A 15,803-nucleotide genomic window follows, 5' to 3' on the forward strand; every position below is an offset into this window, starting at 1 on the left:
AGACAATATAAAATTGTTCTATGTATAAATCCTATCATGTAAGCGTTAATCAAACAATCTTTTTAATAATATTTATTTGATTTTTATATTTTTCATTATTGATATTATAATTACAACGTTGTAAAATTTTTATATTAATAAAAATAAATCATATACATAAATTTAATAATAATTTTATGTAAAATTTTTATAAAGTAGATAGTTTTCTCGAGGTAATTATTTTATAAATATGATATCCAATTATATATTAGAGTAGGAGGGAATTAATATGTATGGTTGTAAAGAAAATAGAGAACTTTCTTGGTTAAAATTTAATGATCGTGTATTAATGCAGGCAAAAGATTCTAAAGTACCACTAGGAGAAAAGCTTAATTTTGTCTCTATATTTTCGTCAAATCTTGATGAATTTTTTATGGTTAGAATTGGTTCTTTATACGATCAAATGCTTTTCTATCCCGCATCCAGAGATAACAAAACTGAAATGACAGGAGAAGAGCAATTAAAAAGTTGCTTAAAAAAGATTACTTATCTTAATAAGAAAAAAGATCGCATTTATCATAACATTTTAGATGAATTAAAAACTTATGGTTGGGGAATTTTAAAATATTCTCAATTAAAAGATAAAAATGATCGTAAATATTTTGAAAACTATTTTGAAAGAGAGATATTACCTCTTATTTCTCCACAAGTAATTTCAAAAAGACAACCTTTTCCTTTTTTAAATAATCGTGAATTATATATTGTTGTTCAATTAGAATCAAAAAAAGGAAAACGTAAAATGGGAATTGTTTCTTGTGGAAATGCGATGGATGATCGAATGCTAGCAATTCCTAGTATGCAAGGTAAGTTTATTTTAGTTGAAGATGTTATATTACATTTTGTTTCAAAAATCTTTGCGAAATATACTATTAAAAATAAAGCGTTTATTAGAGTTACTAGAAGTGCTGATATTGAAGAAGATGATCATTCACTAGAGGGACATGATGATTATCGTGAAATGATGGAAAATTTAATTAAACAACGACGTAAATTAAGTCCGATTCGTTTAGAAATGTCTGAAGGATTAGAAGAATTAGAAATATTGATGCTTATGAATTTCTTAAACTTAAAGAAAAATCAAATATTTATTAGCACAGCACCACTAGATTTAAAATTTATTAGTCAATTACGTGATAATTTAAAATTTATGCATCCAGAAATGTTTTATAAAAAACTTGAAGCAAAAAACAGTCCATTAGTTGAAAACAGAGTTCCAATGATTAAACAAATTTTAAAACGAGATATTTTACTTACTTATCCATTTGAATCCATGTCTCCTTTTTTAAGATTACTTGAAGAAGCAAGCCGAGATCCAAGTGTAGCAAGTATCAAAATGACATTATATCGTGTTGCAAAAAATTCAAAAATTGTTAAATCGTTGATTAGAGCAGCTGAAAATGGAAAAGAGGTTGTTGTTTTAGTAGAATTACGAGCACGTTTTGACGAAGAAAATAACATTGATTGGTCTAAACGTTTAGAAGAATCTGGGTGTCGTGTTATATATGGATTAGATGGTTTAAAAGTTCATTCAAAAATATGCTTAATTACTTGTAAAAATAATCAAGGAATTCACTATGTATGTCAAATTGGAACTGGTAATTATAATGAAGTAACTTCTAAATTATATACAGATATATCTTTGATGACATCTAAGTATGAAATCGGTGAAGAAATTAATACAATCTTTAATCATTTAAGCTTAGGAGAAACTGAAAGTAATACACAATATTTAATGGTAGCTCCTAATTGCATGATTACTAAAATATTTGAATATATCGATGAACAAATAGAACTTGCTAAAAGTGGTAAAGAAGCATATGTCGGTTTTAAATGTAATTCTGTAACTAGTAAAAGAATGATTGATAAATTAATTGAAGCAAGTCAAGCAGGAGTTAAAATTGATATGATTGTTCGTGGAATTTGTTGTATCATTCCAGGGGTACAAGGTTATACTGAAAATATTAGAGTGATTTCTATAGTAGGACGATATTTAGAACATTCTAGAATTTATATTTTTGGAAAAGGTGATAATCAAAAAGTATATATTTCATCTGCTGATTTAATGACAAGAAATTTAGCACGACGCGTAGAGGTTGCTGCACCTATTTTAGATGAAAAAATTAAAAAAAGACTTGTCTCAATGTTTAATACAATGTTAAAAGACAATGTTAAAGCTTGTGAGCTATTATCAGATGGTAGTTATAAACGAATTAAAAACAAATTACCAGAATTGAACAGTCAAGAATATTTTTTTAAATAAATCGTTAAGTTTAAGGAGTGATTAAATGAAGGTTGGAATATTAACAAGCGGTGGTGATTGCCAATCACTAAATGCTACTATGCGCGGATTGGCTATGACCTTATATAATAATATTAAAGACGTAGAAATAATTGGTTTTCTTTATGGATATAAAGGTTTAATGTATGAGGATTATAAAATAATGAAACCTGAGGATTTTTCTGATATTATTAATATTGGTGGAACAATTCTTAAAACATCTAGATGTCCATTTAAAAAAATGAGAATAATTGAAAATGGCTTTAATAAAGTTGAAGCTATGAAGAAAACATACAAAAAATTAAACTTAGATTGTTTAGTTGTTTTAGGAGGAAATGGTTCATTAAAATCTGCTAATATGTTAGCACAAGAAGGATTAAATGTGATTGGATTACCAAAAACAATTGATAATGATACATGGGGTACCGATTATACATTTGGTTATCAATCAGCAATCGATATTGCTACTAATTATATTGATCAAATTCATACAACTGCTGCTAGTCACAGTCGTGTCTTTATTATTGAAATTATGGGACATAAGGTTGGGCATATTTGTTTATCTGCAGGTATTGCTTCAGGAGCTGATATGATTTTAATCCCAGAAATTCCATATGATATTGAAAAAATTGCAGATACGATTAAACAACGCCAAGCTAATGGTAAACAATATACTATTATTGCTTGTGCTGAAGGAGCAATTTCTAAAAATGATGCTTTACTTAATAAAAAGCATTATAAGTTAAAAGTTGCTGCTCGTGAAGGACTATCAGTAGTTCATGAAATTGCTAATAAATTACAAAATTATATTGATAGTGAAATAAGAATTGCTTGCCCAGGTCATGTTCAACGGGGTGGGAATCCATGTCCATATGATCGAACAATAGCAACACGTTTTGGAGTTGAAGGTGCCAAGTTAATTATGGAAAAAAACTATGGAAAACTTGTTGTTTTAAAAAACAATTCTGTTACTTTTATTCCACTAGAAGAATCTGCCGGTAAATTGAAATATGTTGATCCTTGTGGTGAAGACGTAAGTAGTGCTAGGTTATTAGGAATTTCATTTGGAGATTAATTTTTAAGGAGTTTATGATGATTAAGGAAACAATACTTGAATTAATAAATAATGATTTTATTAATACTGGAAAGATTTATTTTAGTAATAACATTCCTATTCAAATTAGTAATGCTATATATAGTTTTGGAAGTAATGATATATCAAATATTATTGTTTTTATTGATAATAGTGATAACTTAGATGGTAGTATTGGCTACATTTTTACAGATAATAAGTTATATAGTAATTTAGGTAGTTTTAGTTATGATCAAATTACTAAATTAGAATTAGAAAAGCATCACAATGATCCTAAAATATCTGCCTATATTACTACTAAAGATAATAAATATTGTTTTGATAATAAACATTTTAATTCCGAAACACTTTTAAAATTATTTTCAAAAATAACTGATCTTAATATTGATGTTATTTTAAATGATCATGAAAAAGTTGCTTATTATGTATCAATCGTTTTAAATGATCTTTTAAACGATGAATACGAAGATATCGAATTAACAACTCAGTTAAAAAATAAAATAAACAGTTTTTTACATGATTTAGAATTAATAGAAAAACTAGATGATTCTCAATATAATGATGAATTAGAACAATTATGTTTACATGCATTAAATTTCTTTGATGAACTTGAATTAGATAGTGAAGAAATTGATATTTTAATAGAACTCAAAAAAGATTTTGATAATAAAAAATATCGAAATTCTCAACAAGTTAATGAAAGCAAAAAATACTATGATGATTTGATGAATAAATATCTTAATGGAGATCCAAATACTATTAATCAGATGAAAAATGTCATGAAAAATTTAGGTTTAGATGAAAATAGTTTAAAAGATAAATCTCCTGATGAAATAAATCAATATATCGATAATTTATGTAATAGTTTTGGAATATCTAGACAACAAGTTGATAATCTTGCTAAGAAATTTAATTTTAAATAATATTAAACTAAATTGAATAGGGGCTAAGAATTAAAATCTTTCGCCCCTTTCACAACACCGTGCGTAGGGTTCCCTACACGGCGTTTCATAAGTTTATAGAGTTGTAATAATCTAGTGCACTTATAAATCCGTATATTTTTAATACTTCATTTGTAAGTGTCCTTTTTAGTATGAAGCTATTGGCGATGTGCCAGTAGCTTTTTCTTGTGTTTGCCCATTCCCATGCCTTACTTTTATTAATACCTAGTTTTTGTAAATTTCTATACCTTGTTCTTACTAACTTCCATCTTTTCCAATATATCATTCGTATTCTTCTTCTCATCCATGAGTCTATTTCCCTTAGATGTTTACTCATATTCGCTATCCTATAGTAATTCACCCAACCTGTAATGTATTCTTTTAACTCTTTAGCTAATTCCTTACTTGATATTGGTCGGTTCCTTTTGGTGATTTCCTTTATTCTCTTTTTCATCTTTTCTTTAGATTTCTTGTGAACAGTGATTCGTACATTACCACTCTTCTCTATATAAAATCCAAAGCCCAAGAATTTTATATCAGTAATATAGGCTACCTTTGTCTTCTCTTGGTTCACTTTTACAAATAATTTCTCTTCTAAATATCTTGTCACTGTTTCTTTGACTCTCATTGCACTTCTTTTACTTTTGAATAGTATGACACAGTCATCTGCGTACCTTACAAATCGATTTCCTCTTCTTTCCATTTCTTTATCAAATTCATTAAGATATATATTTGATAATAATGGGCTGAGTGGCCCACCTTGGGGTACTCCTTTTGTAGTTTCTTCAAACTTATGTTTTACTATGACTCCTGCATTGAGATATTTATGTATGAGTGATATAACTCTTCCGTCTTTAATAGTTTGTGACAATATCTGTATAAGTCTTGAATGGTTGACTGTATCAAAGTACTTCTCTAAATCTAGGTCTACTGTATATCGATATCCTTCATTGGCGTATTCGACTACTTTTCTTACTGCTTGATGGGCATTTCTTCTTGGTCGGAACCCATAACTATTGTCACTGAATTGGGGTTCAAATATTGGTGTCAGTACCTGTACTATCGCCTGTTGTATGACCCTATCCGTCACTGTTGGAATTCCTAACTCTCTTTTCTTTCCGTTATCTTTTGGTATTTCTACTCTTTTAACGGCTTGTGGACTATAATGTCCCTCCATGATAAGTTTCTTTAGATAAGACCAGTGTTGTGCGAAATGCGTACGAACTTCTGCGACTTGCATTTTATCTACACCACCACTTCCCTTATTACTCATAACCCTTTGGATTGCCTTTTCTATATTGGCATCCTCCATAATTGTTTCAAGTAACTTCTCATGTACTACAAATCTATTGGTGTTCTTCGTATGTGATATCTCTTGTTTTGATGTAGGATACACTTCTCCACTATTGTCGTATTCCGTACTATCTTCATAGAGTAAGCCTAATGATAGTTGACAGTATCCTATTTTATCTTGAGTATCTTTCATTTCCAGTTCACCTCCTTATGTTCGGTCCTTCGCTAGATAACCATTACAGTTATCATCATCACTACTATGACCTCGGCTGACTTCCTAGGACAAACGTTTCCACCATGATTACATTTTCATCATGTTCCTAGGACCTCCCACGGTAAGACATAACACTTTCATCCTATGTACCCACTATCTTTACACTGCTTATTCCGTCGTACTATTGGACTTCGATTTGTTTAGCAATCTCATCCGATAAGCTTCTGCCTAAAATAGTTCGTATTCCTTGGGTCAGGACTTTGCCTCCAACTTCCTCCCGTTCACACCTTACGATGGATACCTTGTCTTCGGCTAGTGGTTGGTAGTACGAAACCCCCACAGTGGACTTTCACCACCTAGTCTTATGTCATGCGTGGCACACTAAAAACGATGTAACGTAAATGCTACATCGTTTTATTAGTTTTTTTCTTTATAAAATAAATACCCATAATCCCCATCAATAAACCAACAATAGGTAATAATACAGTAACTTGATCGCCTGTTTTTATCAAAGTATTTACAGTATTTAAATCTAACTTTTCAGATATGAAATATGTATGTCCTTCCATTAATGTCATTGTTGTCTTTCCTTCAATCACTTCAACTTCCTTAACATATTCAATCTTTTGATTTTCATTATCATAGTAATATAATCCATATTGACCATCTGTTAAAGTTGTTTCTGTTTCAAAATTAATTTTTCCCGGGAAATTTCCTTTAAATTCAAAATCCAATATAAAAGCATTTGAGCTTGCATTTTTTATTATTTGACTATATTTTGAATCATGATTAATTCTATAATTAAAATCTTGAATATTTTTTAAATTTGTACCATTAAAACTAATATGATACGATAAATCACCATCCAACATACCATCAACTACATAATCAATATCTTCACCAAAAATATTTTCAAAAACAATCGCCGGAATAATATTATTTTTCAATTGATCAATAATATTTTTTGCATCAAGTACATCTTGATAATTTTCTACATAATCCTTATTAATTTGATGAATTTTTTCATAATTACTTATTAATTCATTAACAATAGATTCATCATTTTTTGAGATATAATAAATATTTAATTCATTAATGATATCTTCATTTAATTTTTTTATAAGTTTTTCTTGTTCGTCTACAATTTTTTCTAACTCTTTAACTTTATCTATTTCTACTACTTGTTGTTTATATTCATCACTTAATTTAGAGTATGCAGATAAAATTTCTTGTAGCTGATTATCTAATTTAATTGATACATTATCTTTTGTTGGTAATGAAGCAATTTGCTTATTTAATTTATTAACGATAAGTTGTTCATCTTTTTCAGTTTGGATATTTGTATCAAATCCAAATTTAACAATTGTGCCATTTCCATTATATGCATAAAATGCATTTTCATCCATGATAAGATTCCCATTCCAATAATTAGAACTAATTGATGTATCTAATGTATATAATGATTGATAATTAGCTGTTTTATTTAATTGATTATCAGTAATATGATATAAATGTGTTTGATGATTTGAATCGTATGCATAATTGATCATGTATAATTGTACTTCTTGCTGATTATCATCGCTAGCATATGCAGTTGATAAAATTGGCTTACATGATCCTGCAATATTATCAATTGAATATATTTCTTCTAATGTATTTAAATCTAAAACTGTAAATGATATTCCAGCTCCACCGCCAATATAAATTCTTCCATTATAACAAACTGGTGAAGAAGAAAATTGCCCATTAAATTGTATAGATTTCTCTAAGGTATTTTCCCTTAAATCATGATTCTCAACTTCAACAGTTACAATATATCCATTTGTATTAGCAGCAACTAATTTATTTGTTTCTTGATCATAAAATAGAGAATTAGTTATTTTTCCTATTCCTAAATCCAAAGTATCATAAACTTTATCATCTTTTAAATCATGCAAAACAACTTTTCCATCATATCCTGAAAAAGCAATGCAGTCATTAATAACAACAGCTTCACTCCAATAATAACCTTGGCCTTGATCATATACCCAATTTAATTCCTTTGTTTCAAACTGTTGTAATATATCTTCATCTTTAGTACTTACACAAATAAATAAATCCCCTTGATTAGATGAATAACCACCAATTCCATAATATAAATATCCATCATGATACGTTAAATGTGAAGCTACTTCACCAACTTTTTCGGGAGTTTTTGATACCCAAGTAGATACTAATGTTTTAGCATCAAATGCTTGAACTCTTCCATCTGATAAAGGAACAAATATTTGTTCATCACCTGCAGTAATAAATGGTGTATATCCTGTTTTTCCAATCAACTCTACTCGATTTTCGATTTCCATTGTTGACTTATTTATTTTAAGTAATTCACCATTACTTCCACTACCCCAATCAGCAGTTTTTATTGTATATAAATAATCATCATATAAAACTGGATCTGCTCCATAACCTGATTTTAATGACTGTACATTAGTTACTTGTTCAACACTTACTGGTGTTTTTTCTTCTGTAACTTTAGTTTCAATTCCATTTTTTAAAGCAATAACATAGTTATTTGGTATAATCAATACGACAATAACTAAAAAGCTTAATAATATTTTCTTCATTTTCCTTCTCCTTCATACAAATAATTTTAATCTATAAATCCATATTTTAATTTAATTCTTTGAAATCTCTTTAACAAAACAGGAACTAAGATCAACAAAAATACAACATTTGAAATAATATAAACAAACATTGTTGGTATTGCTGTAACAATTACAGCAATATATCGATATATATTAAAGACCTGATCTAATGATAAAACAGTCCATATATCCATAAATAATGAATATCCTATCCCACAAATAATCCCATAACATACTAATAAAACTTTATTTTCCAACCAATTATTTTTATTCAATATTCCTGCTACAAGCCCGATTAAACCTAAAGCCATCATTTGAAATGGAGTCCATGGACCCTGACCAAAGAATATATTTGATGCAAAAGCACTCAATGAACCACATAAAAAACCTATTTCTTGACCAAAAACCATCCCACAAATAATTATCATTGCCATCATTGGTTTAAATCCAGGAATTAGGGCAAATAAAATTCTAGAAATAATTGTCAATGTAACCATAATACTTATTACAACAACTTCTCTTGTATGCGGTTTTCTATTTTCATAGCGGAAATAAAATGGTAAACAAGATAGAAATACTAATATAATTGATATAAAGTTATATCTTCGATTAATAATAGAATTTAGTGTAAGAATAATTATTGATAAAATACTTGTAAAAATAATTAGATATTGAAACTTTTTATTCATATTTGATATCCTCAATTATATTTACATTATCTAAAATCCCTCTAGTTAATTTATTCATAATCGTTGTATAAAATAAGTTAGAGGAAAAAAATACAGCAGTTTTATCTATTGATTCTATTCTTCCATCAAACATCATTCCTATTCGCTTCGCATAGCGAGCACAAAATTCTAAATCATGTGAAACAATAATAACAGTTACCTTATTAGCAAGTTTTTCTAATAAATCGCCAATTTTTTCTTTATAGTAGGCATCTAAGCCTTTAGTTGGTTCATCAAGTAAGATTAATTTAGGATTTCGTGCTAATATTTTAATAAAAGCAACAATTTGCATTTGTCCACCACTTAAATCATATGGATGTTGTTCTAGTAAAAAATCTAATTTTAAATCATATAACAAATCAATACTTTCTTGATTACCAAGTTCTTCTCTAACTGTTTCTTTTAAAAACAAAGTCGTAGGATCTTGTGGTAAATAAGCAATAAAATTATTAAATAAATTTTTATCTTTTTTTATTTCTACTTGTTCAACATGAATTTTACCGCGTTTATAATTTAATAATCCACATATAACTTTCAATAAAGTTGATTTTCCACAACCATTACTTCCAACTATAGCTAAAACTTCATTTTCATACACATCTAAATTCAATCCTTTTAAAACTGGGATATCTTCATAGTTAAAATGAATATTTTTTAATTGCAATAATATATTATGTAATTTAAACTCATTTTTATCTAGAACCGTAAAATTATCTTGATGATCTTTTATCCATTTTCTAACTGATTTAAAATCATATACTATATCTTCAATATTACTTTTATGAAATAACTGCGTAGCAACCGGTAATGCTTTTTCATAGTTTTTTAATTTTGGTATTCGTCTTGGTGTTCCATAATACTTAATTTCTCCATTTTCTAAATAAATAAGATAATCACATACTTTCATTGTTTGTTCTAAATCATGCTCAACAAGTACAACCGTTATATTTAATTCTTCATTAACCCTTTTTAACATTGTTAAAAATTCTTGAGAAGCTATTGGATCCAATTGCGCTGTTGGTTCATCAAGTAGCATAACTTTTGGTTTCATCGCTACTATGCTTGCTAAATTAACTAACTGTTTTTGTCCTCCAGATAGCTTTGAAACATCTTTATATAAAATATCTTGCAAATTAAAAAAATGAACCACTTCACCTACTCGACGTTTCATTTCTTTTAAAGACATGTTCATATTTTCTAAGCCAAAACTTAATTCATGAATTACTTTATGACTTACTATTTGAAAATCTGGATTTTGAAATATATATCCAATGTCTTCTGGTTGATTAGTTGAATTATTAATAAAAATATTTCCGGTTATATCACCTTGTGGCATTATTTCTTTTTTTAATAATTGCAATAAAGTTGTTTTCCCACTACCACTTTTTCCACAAATCAAATAAAATCCGCCTTCTTCAATTTTAAATGAAATATTTTTTAATATATAATTCTGATTTTTTTGATATCGAAAAGAAAGATTTTCAATCTTATATATATTCATAATTATCTATCATCCTTCCTAATAAAAGTGGTAAAGCCAAAAGCAACAAATAGCCGATATAATACAAAATATCCAATAACCCAAATTCTATCGTTTTAATGATTGGATAATAATAAAATGATGCATATCTTGTTATATATCCAAAAATAAAAATAAAATCTAATAAAATAATAACTATCAATACTATTTGATCTCTCGATTCAAATATATATGTATGAAAGTTAGTTCTTACCTTTTTTCCATATCCTCGTGCTTGCATACTTTTTAAAGTAGTTAATGATGATTCAAAACTCCATGTAAATAAAATTAATAAAATATCAAATCCTACTTTTATTCTTGTTATTATATTTCCTTTAGTAATGTCTTTTCCTAATGTTTTTTGAGTCTCAATAATACTTTTTAACTGTTTAATAAAACGTGGAATCATTGTTAGAATCATGCTAATCATTAATCCAATCGTTGGAAATTTATTTTTAAATAAATAAATTATTTTTTCACTATCTAAACACTCATTTAATATTTTAAACCAATTAATCATTGAAATAATTACAGTAGAAAAAACAAAACCATATATAATTGATTCTAAAGTAATTGGTATATATCCAAAATAAAACAAAATAGTTGCACCAGTATGGACAAAAATAGGATTACTTAAAGCAATAATAAAATAAAATATACTTATACCTACGATATATTGTTTATTTACTAATCGTATATCAAAAAGATATGTAAATGATAAAGCACAAGACAGGATTAAAAAAACCGGATGTAACTGAATCATTGTTGTTAAAACTATTGATAAAAAATATATAAAAATAATTAACGGATGATATTCTTTAAAACTTTTCACTAATATAAATCCCCACTATAACAGCTATAGCGCCATTTCACCTTATCGTTATTATTTAATACATGTTCCTTACTTCCTTTATCACCATAAATCCCATTAACTTCATACATCCATCCACCACTTCCATTAAATAATTTTTCAGGTAAGTTATTTATTGATTGAATATATCCACCTATCGAAGATAATTGTATTTTTTGCATTTTAGTAACTTTAACAATAACATCAAACACAGTATCACCTTCATTAATACTTACTTTTTTCTCCGCTAAAATCACACCATTACTAGGTACAAAAGAATGATATTGTTCTGGTAATTCATTTAAATTATTTAAAATAGTTTTACAGTCTATAGATAAAGTTATATAACGCTTGCCATTAGCTACATTATCATCTGATGTAGGCGTATTATTATCTTGGTTAGTTTCTACTTTTGTTGATTTATTTGTATTTGATTGCTTTGATTTTGTTTCTTGATTAGATTGTAGCTCTAAGTTTTCTTCTTCATTTTGTTTTAAAACAAAAGTTTTTTTTGATTCTTGTTGAACTTTTGTCTCTTTTATATTTTTAGAGCTATCAAGATTACTTGAAGATGTTAATGTAATTGCAAAAATTGAACAAAATAATAAACAAATACATATTAATAAACCAACTAATTTCTTATTTTTAAACATTGTTCCCCCCCTAATAAATAATAAATAAAAAAGAGCATACTGCTCCTTTAAAATAAAACTCTTTACATCGAAAAGTTTTATCAAAAAGGACACCTGACTACTATATAAAATAGATTACAGTTGCGGGACAGTCCTGGAATCTCACCAAAGTTGCTCCTATAATATTAATTTTTCAATATTATTTTATAAGATATTTATTCTATGTCAAGTTTATCATTATTAAAAGAGATTACATCTGTAATCTCTTAATATGAATATGCTTAAAAATATCAATAATCAAATCCATTAATATTATTTTGCTTTTTTTATTAAAACAATAAATGATATTAACATTGTTGAAAATAACAATACTAAAAATACTGAAACAAACCATTTTGGTAAGTTATACAATGTCGTCGTATTATAAATTAGATAACAAAATATTACAATTATTTCCATCTTTATAATCTTTAACATATTTTTTAATATACAATAAACTCTATCTTTATTTTCAGCAGTTACACTCACCCCTGTATTCCAAAATTGTGGTATTCTAGTTACTACTGATAAGCCAATATACATAAACCATGTAATTATCAATAAAATAAATATTTCAGTTTTATTTCCATATCGATCAATAACTCCTGCTACATCATAATGAATTGGTATTTTTTCAGGTAACTGAATATACATATAAATCGTGTATAAAGTTGTCACAATTAATAAAATCATACAAAATACTTCAGCAATAGTATCTAATTTATTATGTTTTATTTCCATAAATAGCACCTCATATAGACTAAATCTTATTTACTAATAATATTCTAGTACACTTTATATATATGTTCAATATAATCGATTATCTATAAATAATAAAAGCTGTAATACATAACTAAAAATTATGATACAGCTTGATTTTCATTAGGTATAATTAATCTTTTTATCGTACAAATGTTTTAATAAAACTTACTTCTCCGTTTACCTGATAAGCTCCTTCTTGTGCTGGAATAAATACACTGTCACCTTTTTTTATATCTAAAGTTTTATCATCATAGACAATTGTTCCTTCACCATTCAAAATAGTAAGAGCTTGAAAACTATCAAAGCTAGCTTGTCCATTATATGATTTAGTTACATCATATCTTTCACAAGTAAAATAATCATTATCAGTAAGTAACAATTTAGTATAACCATCTAGTTTTTCAATAGTTCCTTCTGGATCCCCATTTTTTTCACTAGGCACAAGACAAGAAACATCAACTGCTTTATCAATATGTAATTCTCTTGGTTTTCCATCTGCACCTAAACGTCCAAAATCATATACACGATATGTTGAATTAGAACATTGTTGTATTTCAGCAATAACTGATCCTGCTCCAATTGCATGGATTGTTCCTGCTTTTATATAAAAACAATCTCCTTTTTTTATTGGAACTTTTTTTAAATAATCACAAACAGTATCATCTTCGATGTGTTGTCTAAATTCTTCTTTTGTCATTTCTTGATTTACACCATAATATAAAAATGCATCTGGTTCAGCTTCTAAAACATACCAAAATTCATTTTTTCCAAATTCACCTTCATTTTTTAATGCATATTCATCATCAGGATGCACTTGAATACTTAATGCTTGTTTTGCATCAATAAATTTAATCATGATAGGAAAATTATCATATTTTTCACAGTTTCTACCCCAAACAGCTTTTCCTTTTTTTTCTAAATAATCACTAAAAGATAAGCCTTTATATTCACCATTTATAACGATACTGCTACCATCTTTATGATTTGACATTTCCCATGTTTCAGCAACTTTGTCTAGATCGCTAACCTTATTAAATTTTTCTACTAATTTTCTACCTCCCCAAAGATAATCTTTTATCGCTGGATCCAATTTTAATATTTCCATACTTAATCTCCTTTGCTTTGTATTGTTATCTACTAATATTATATTAAATAAACAATTTATGTAAATATTATATATGTGTATTTTAAATAATTTTTTTATTTAATTAGAGATAAAAAGATATTGTTTAAATAAACAATACCTAAATAGCTTAAATTCTTTTTTGTAGTGTAGCCATACTCCAGAACAAGAGAGTATTTTAGTATCTGTAATTATATATTGTGACAAAACTTCTTGTTTTGAATATGAACTAGTTTCAAAACATAATGTTGCTTTATTTGAAACACTAATATCTGGAGCAATAATTAAACTGATTTCATCAACTAGATTTTTATTTACAAAAGAACCGTTTAAAATTCCGCCTCCTTGTAATAAAAGTTTTTTAATCTTACATTTTATATAAAGGATATCCATTACATGATGCAAATCAATTTTTGTTTCACCACCTAAAATATATGATATCCCAAGTTCTTTTAGATGATCTAGATAACCCATTGAAACATTATTTAAAAGTATTACAACAACACTTTTACCTATTAATCTAAAATTATTTAATGATTGTTCTTTCCAATTTAATGTGCCTTGAGGATCAAATACTACTATCCATTCTTTATTTTCATTTTCAACAATAAAATCTTCTTTTTCTATATTTTGTTTTGAATCAGTATATATTTGTTTAGGATTACCATAGGTAAAGATTTCTTTAGCTGTTACACTTCCATAAATAATTCCATCAGCATTAAATTGATTGCTCATTTCTTTATAAATGCTTGATAAGTTTTGTGTATTTTCATCGTGAAAAAATTGTCCTGAAATTCTTCCGTCGATTGATTGTAACATATGACATATAATGTATGGTCTATTCATCATACCACTCCTTATTTATAAGTCTTTGATAATTATATTTTGTTATTTTCTACCATATAAACTAGACATTGGTATTTTATCTAATATTGCATCTATTTTTGCAATTTCTTCTTTTGTTAAAAGGATATTTGCAGAATCTAAACTATAAAATAAACGATCTAGAAATGAAATTAATGTTCCATTTGCACTTGCATAATAAACAGGTGAGCCAATTACAATTCCATCACATTTAGCAAATTTATCACTAACTTCATTTACAATATCATTAAACACACATTTTCCATCTGTTTTACACTTACGACAGCCAATGCATCCTCTAATATCCTTATTACCTACATGGATAATTTCAGTTTCTATCCCTTCTGCTTCTAATGTTTTAGCAACTTCTTCAAGTGCTGTATACGTACATCCTTTTGCATTGGGGCTTCCATTAATTAAAATTACATTTACAAAATAATTCTCCTATTGATGTAACCCTGCAATCATTTCTACAATTGAAGGATCATAATGTGAGAAGAATGAACTTTCTTTTTTATCCATTTCACTGATTTTATCCATATCTTCTTTACTCAATTCAAAATCAAAAATATTAATATTTTCTTTCATTCTTGATTTTTTAACAGATTTTGATAATAGGATAATATTTCTTTGAACTAACCATCTTAAAATAACTTGAGCAACTGTTTTTTCATATTTTTCACCAATCGCTTTTAATTCTGGATTAGAAAACATATTATTTCTTCCTTCAGCAAACGGAGCCCATGCTTTAATTGAATACCATATTTTTAAGTCTAAACAATATTATAAAAAAGCAATATA

Annotated in this window: 14 protein-coding genes and 1 riboswitch; of the genes, 3 read left to right on the forward strand and 11 right to left on the reverse strand. The window is 27.2% G+C overall.

Annotated elements, in window-relative coordinates:
* Positions 1-268: 268 nt before the first annotated feature.
* Genes ppk1 through NQ543_RS11770 form a run of 3 tightly spaced genes read left to right on the forward strand, consistent with a single transcriptional unit; the run spans position 269 to position 4,333 of the window.
* On the forward strand, positions 269-2,299 hold the full coding sequence (gene ppk1 / locus NQ543_RS11760) for a polyphosphate kinase 1 (RefSeq protein WP_004610930.1): 2,031 nt from the start codon (positions 269-271) through the stop codon (positions 2,297-2,299).
* A 25-nt stretch (positions 2,300-2,324) separates the two neighbouring features.
* Entirely contained in the window at positions 2,325-3,392 is a 1,068-nt protein-coding gene (locus NQ543_RS11765) for a 6-phosphofructokinase (protein WP_004610929.1), read from the forward strand.
* Positions 3,393-3,409: 17 nt separating this feature from the next.
* Complete coding sequence (locus NQ543_RS11770; protein WP_039904820.1) at positions 3,410-4,333, forward strand: hypothetical protein; 924 nt, start codon at positions 3,410-3,412, stop codon at positions 4,331-4,333.
* 85 nt (positions 4,334-4,418) lie between these two features.
* Here the strand turns inward: NQ543_RS11770 and ltrA are convergent, their stop codons facing one another.
* The 11 genes from ltrA to NQ543_RS11825 all read right to left on the reverse strand — a co-directional run bounded on the left by ltrA (position 4,419) and on the right by NQ543_RS11825 (position 15,716).
* On the reverse strand, positions 4,419-5,837 hold the full coding sequence (ltrA, locus tag NQ543_RS11775; protein WP_004608658.1) for a group II intron reverse transcriptase/maturase: 1,419 nt from the start codon (positions 5,835-5,837) through the stop codon (positions 4,419-4,421).
* 425 nt (positions 5,838-6,262) lie between these two features.
* Complete coding sequence (locus NQ543_RS11780; protein ID WP_004610927.1) at positions 6,263-8,464, reverse strand: LPXTG cell wall anchor domain-containing protein; 2,202 nt, start codon at positions 8,462-8,464, stop codon at positions 6,263-6,265.
* Between the two features lie 26 nt (positions 8,465-8,490).
* Positions 8,491-9,174, reverse strand: coding sequence for an ECF transporter S component (locus NQ543_RS11785; RefSeq protein WP_004610926.1), 684 nt, complete (start codon positions 9,172-9,174; stop codon positions 8,491-8,493).
* A complete protein-coding gene (locus tag NQ543_RS11790) occupies positions 9,167-10,714 on the reverse strand; it encodes an ABC transporter ATP-binding protein (RefSeq protein WP_004610925.1) in 1,548 nt (515 codons plus the stop codon). The genes NQ543_RS11785 and NQ543_RS11790 overlap by 8 nt, the downstream gene beginning before the upstream one ends.
* Positions 10,701-11,564 (reverse strand): energy-coupling factor transporter transmembrane component T, encoded by an 864-nt coding sequence (locus tag NQ543_RS11795; protein WP_004610924.1) that lies wholly within the window; start codon positions 11,562-11,564, stop codon positions 10,701-10,703. The genes NQ543_RS11790 and NQ543_RS11795 overlap by 14 nt, the downstream gene beginning before the upstream one ends.
* Positions 11,564-12,235: a DUF4430 domain-containing protein gene (locus tag NQ543_RS11800; protein ID WP_050752835.1), complete on the reverse strand. Its 672-nt coding sequence runs from the start codon at positions 12,233-12,235 to the stop codon at positions 11,564-11,566. Before NQ543_RS11800 ends, NQ543_RS11795 begins: the two co-directional genes overlap by 1 nt.
* A 47-nt stretch (positions 12,236-12,282) precedes the next feature.
* Positions 12,283-12,405, reverse strand: a riboswitch (adenosylcobalamin (AdoCbl) riboswitch).
* 121 nt (positions 12,406-12,526) lie between these two features.
* Positions 12,527-12,994 carry a DUF1648 domain-containing protein gene (locus NQ543_RS11805; RefSeq protein WP_004610922.1) on the reverse strand — a complete coding sequence of 156 codons (468 nt, stop codon included), beginning with the start codon at positions 12,992-12,994 and terminating at the stop codon, positions 12,527-12,529.
* Positions 12,995-13,154: 160 nt separating this feature from the next.
* Positions 13,155-14,120, reverse strand: coding sequence for a type I phosphomannose isomerase catalytic subunit (locus NQ543_RS11810; RefSeq protein WP_004610921.1), 966 nt, complete (start codon positions 14,118-14,120; stop codon positions 13,155-13,157).
* A 99-nt stretch (positions 14,121-14,219) separates the two neighbouring features.
* On the reverse strand, positions 14,220-14,984 hold the full coding sequence (locus NQ543_RS11815) for a dihydrofolate reductase family protein (RefSeq protein ID WP_039904815.1): 765 nt from the start codon (positions 14,982-14,984) through the stop codon (positions 14,220-14,222).
* A gap of 42 nt (positions 14,985-15,026) precedes the next feature.
* Complete coding sequence (locus tag NQ543_RS11820) at positions 15,027-15,425, reverse strand: flavodoxin family protein (protein ID WP_336254213.1); 399 nt, start codon at positions 15,423-15,425, stop codon at positions 15,027-15,029.
* A 21-nt stretch (positions 15,426-15,446) separates the two neighbouring features.
* Positions 15,447-15,716 (reverse strand): aldo/keto reductase, encoded by a 270-nt coding sequence (locus NQ543_RS11825; protein WP_004610918.1) that lies wholly within the window; start codon positions 15,714-15,716, stop codon positions 15,447-15,449.
* Positions 15,717-15,803: the final 87 nt, after the last annotated feature.

It is taken from the genome of Thomasclavelia spiroformis DSM 1552 (assembly GCF_025149465.1).
GTDB lineage: Bacteria > Bacillota_I > Bacilli_A > Erysipelotrichales > Coprobacillaceae > Thomasclavelia > Thomasclavelia spiroformis.

Coding starts and splice junctions, on each gene's coding strand:
- ppk1 (WP_004610930.1), top strand. CDS start 269: ATGTATGGTTGTAAAGAAAATAGAGAACTTTCTTGGTTAAAATTTAAT.
- NQ543_RS11765 (WP_004610929.1), top strand. CDS start 2,325: ATGAAGGTTGGAATATTAACAAGCGGTGGTGATTGCCAATCACTAAAT.
- NQ543_RS11770 (WP_039904820.1), top strand. CDS start 3,410: ATGATTAAGGAAACAATACTTGAATTAATAAATAATGATTTTATTAAT.
- ltrA (WP_004608658.1), bottom strand. CDS start 5,837: ATGAAAGATACTCAAGATAAAATAGGATACTGTCAACTATCATTAGGC.
- NQ543_RS11780 (WP_004610927.1), bottom strand. CDS start 8,464: ATGAAGAAAATATTATTAAGCTTTTTAGTTATTGTCGTATTGATTATA.
- NQ543_RS11785 (WP_004610926.1), bottom strand. CDS start 9,174: ATGAATAAAAAGTTTCAATATCTAATTATTTTTACAAGTATTTTATCA.
- NQ543_RS11790 (WP_004610925.1), bottom strand. CDS start 10,714: ATGAATATATATAAGATTGAAAATCTTTCTTTTCGATATCAAAAAAAT.
- NQ543_RS11800 (WP_050752835.1), bottom strand. CDS start 12,235: ATGTTTAAAAATAAGAAATTAGTTGGTTTATTAATATGTATTTGTTTA.
- NQ543_RS11805 (WP_004610922.1), bottom strand. CDS start 12,994: ATGGAAATAAAACATAATAAATTAGATACTATTGCTGAAGTATTTTGT.
- NQ543_RS11810 (WP_004610921.1), bottom strand. CDS start 14,120: ATGGAAATATTAAAATTGGATCCAGCGATAAAAGATTATCTTTGGGGA.
- NQ543_RS11815 (WP_039904815.1), bottom strand. CDS start 14,984: ATGAATAGACCATACATTATATGTCATATGTTACAATCAATCGACGGA.
- NQ543_RS11825 (WP_004610918.1), bottom strand. CDS start 15,716: ATGTTTTCTAATCCAGAATTAAAAGCGATTGGTGAAAAATATGAAAAA.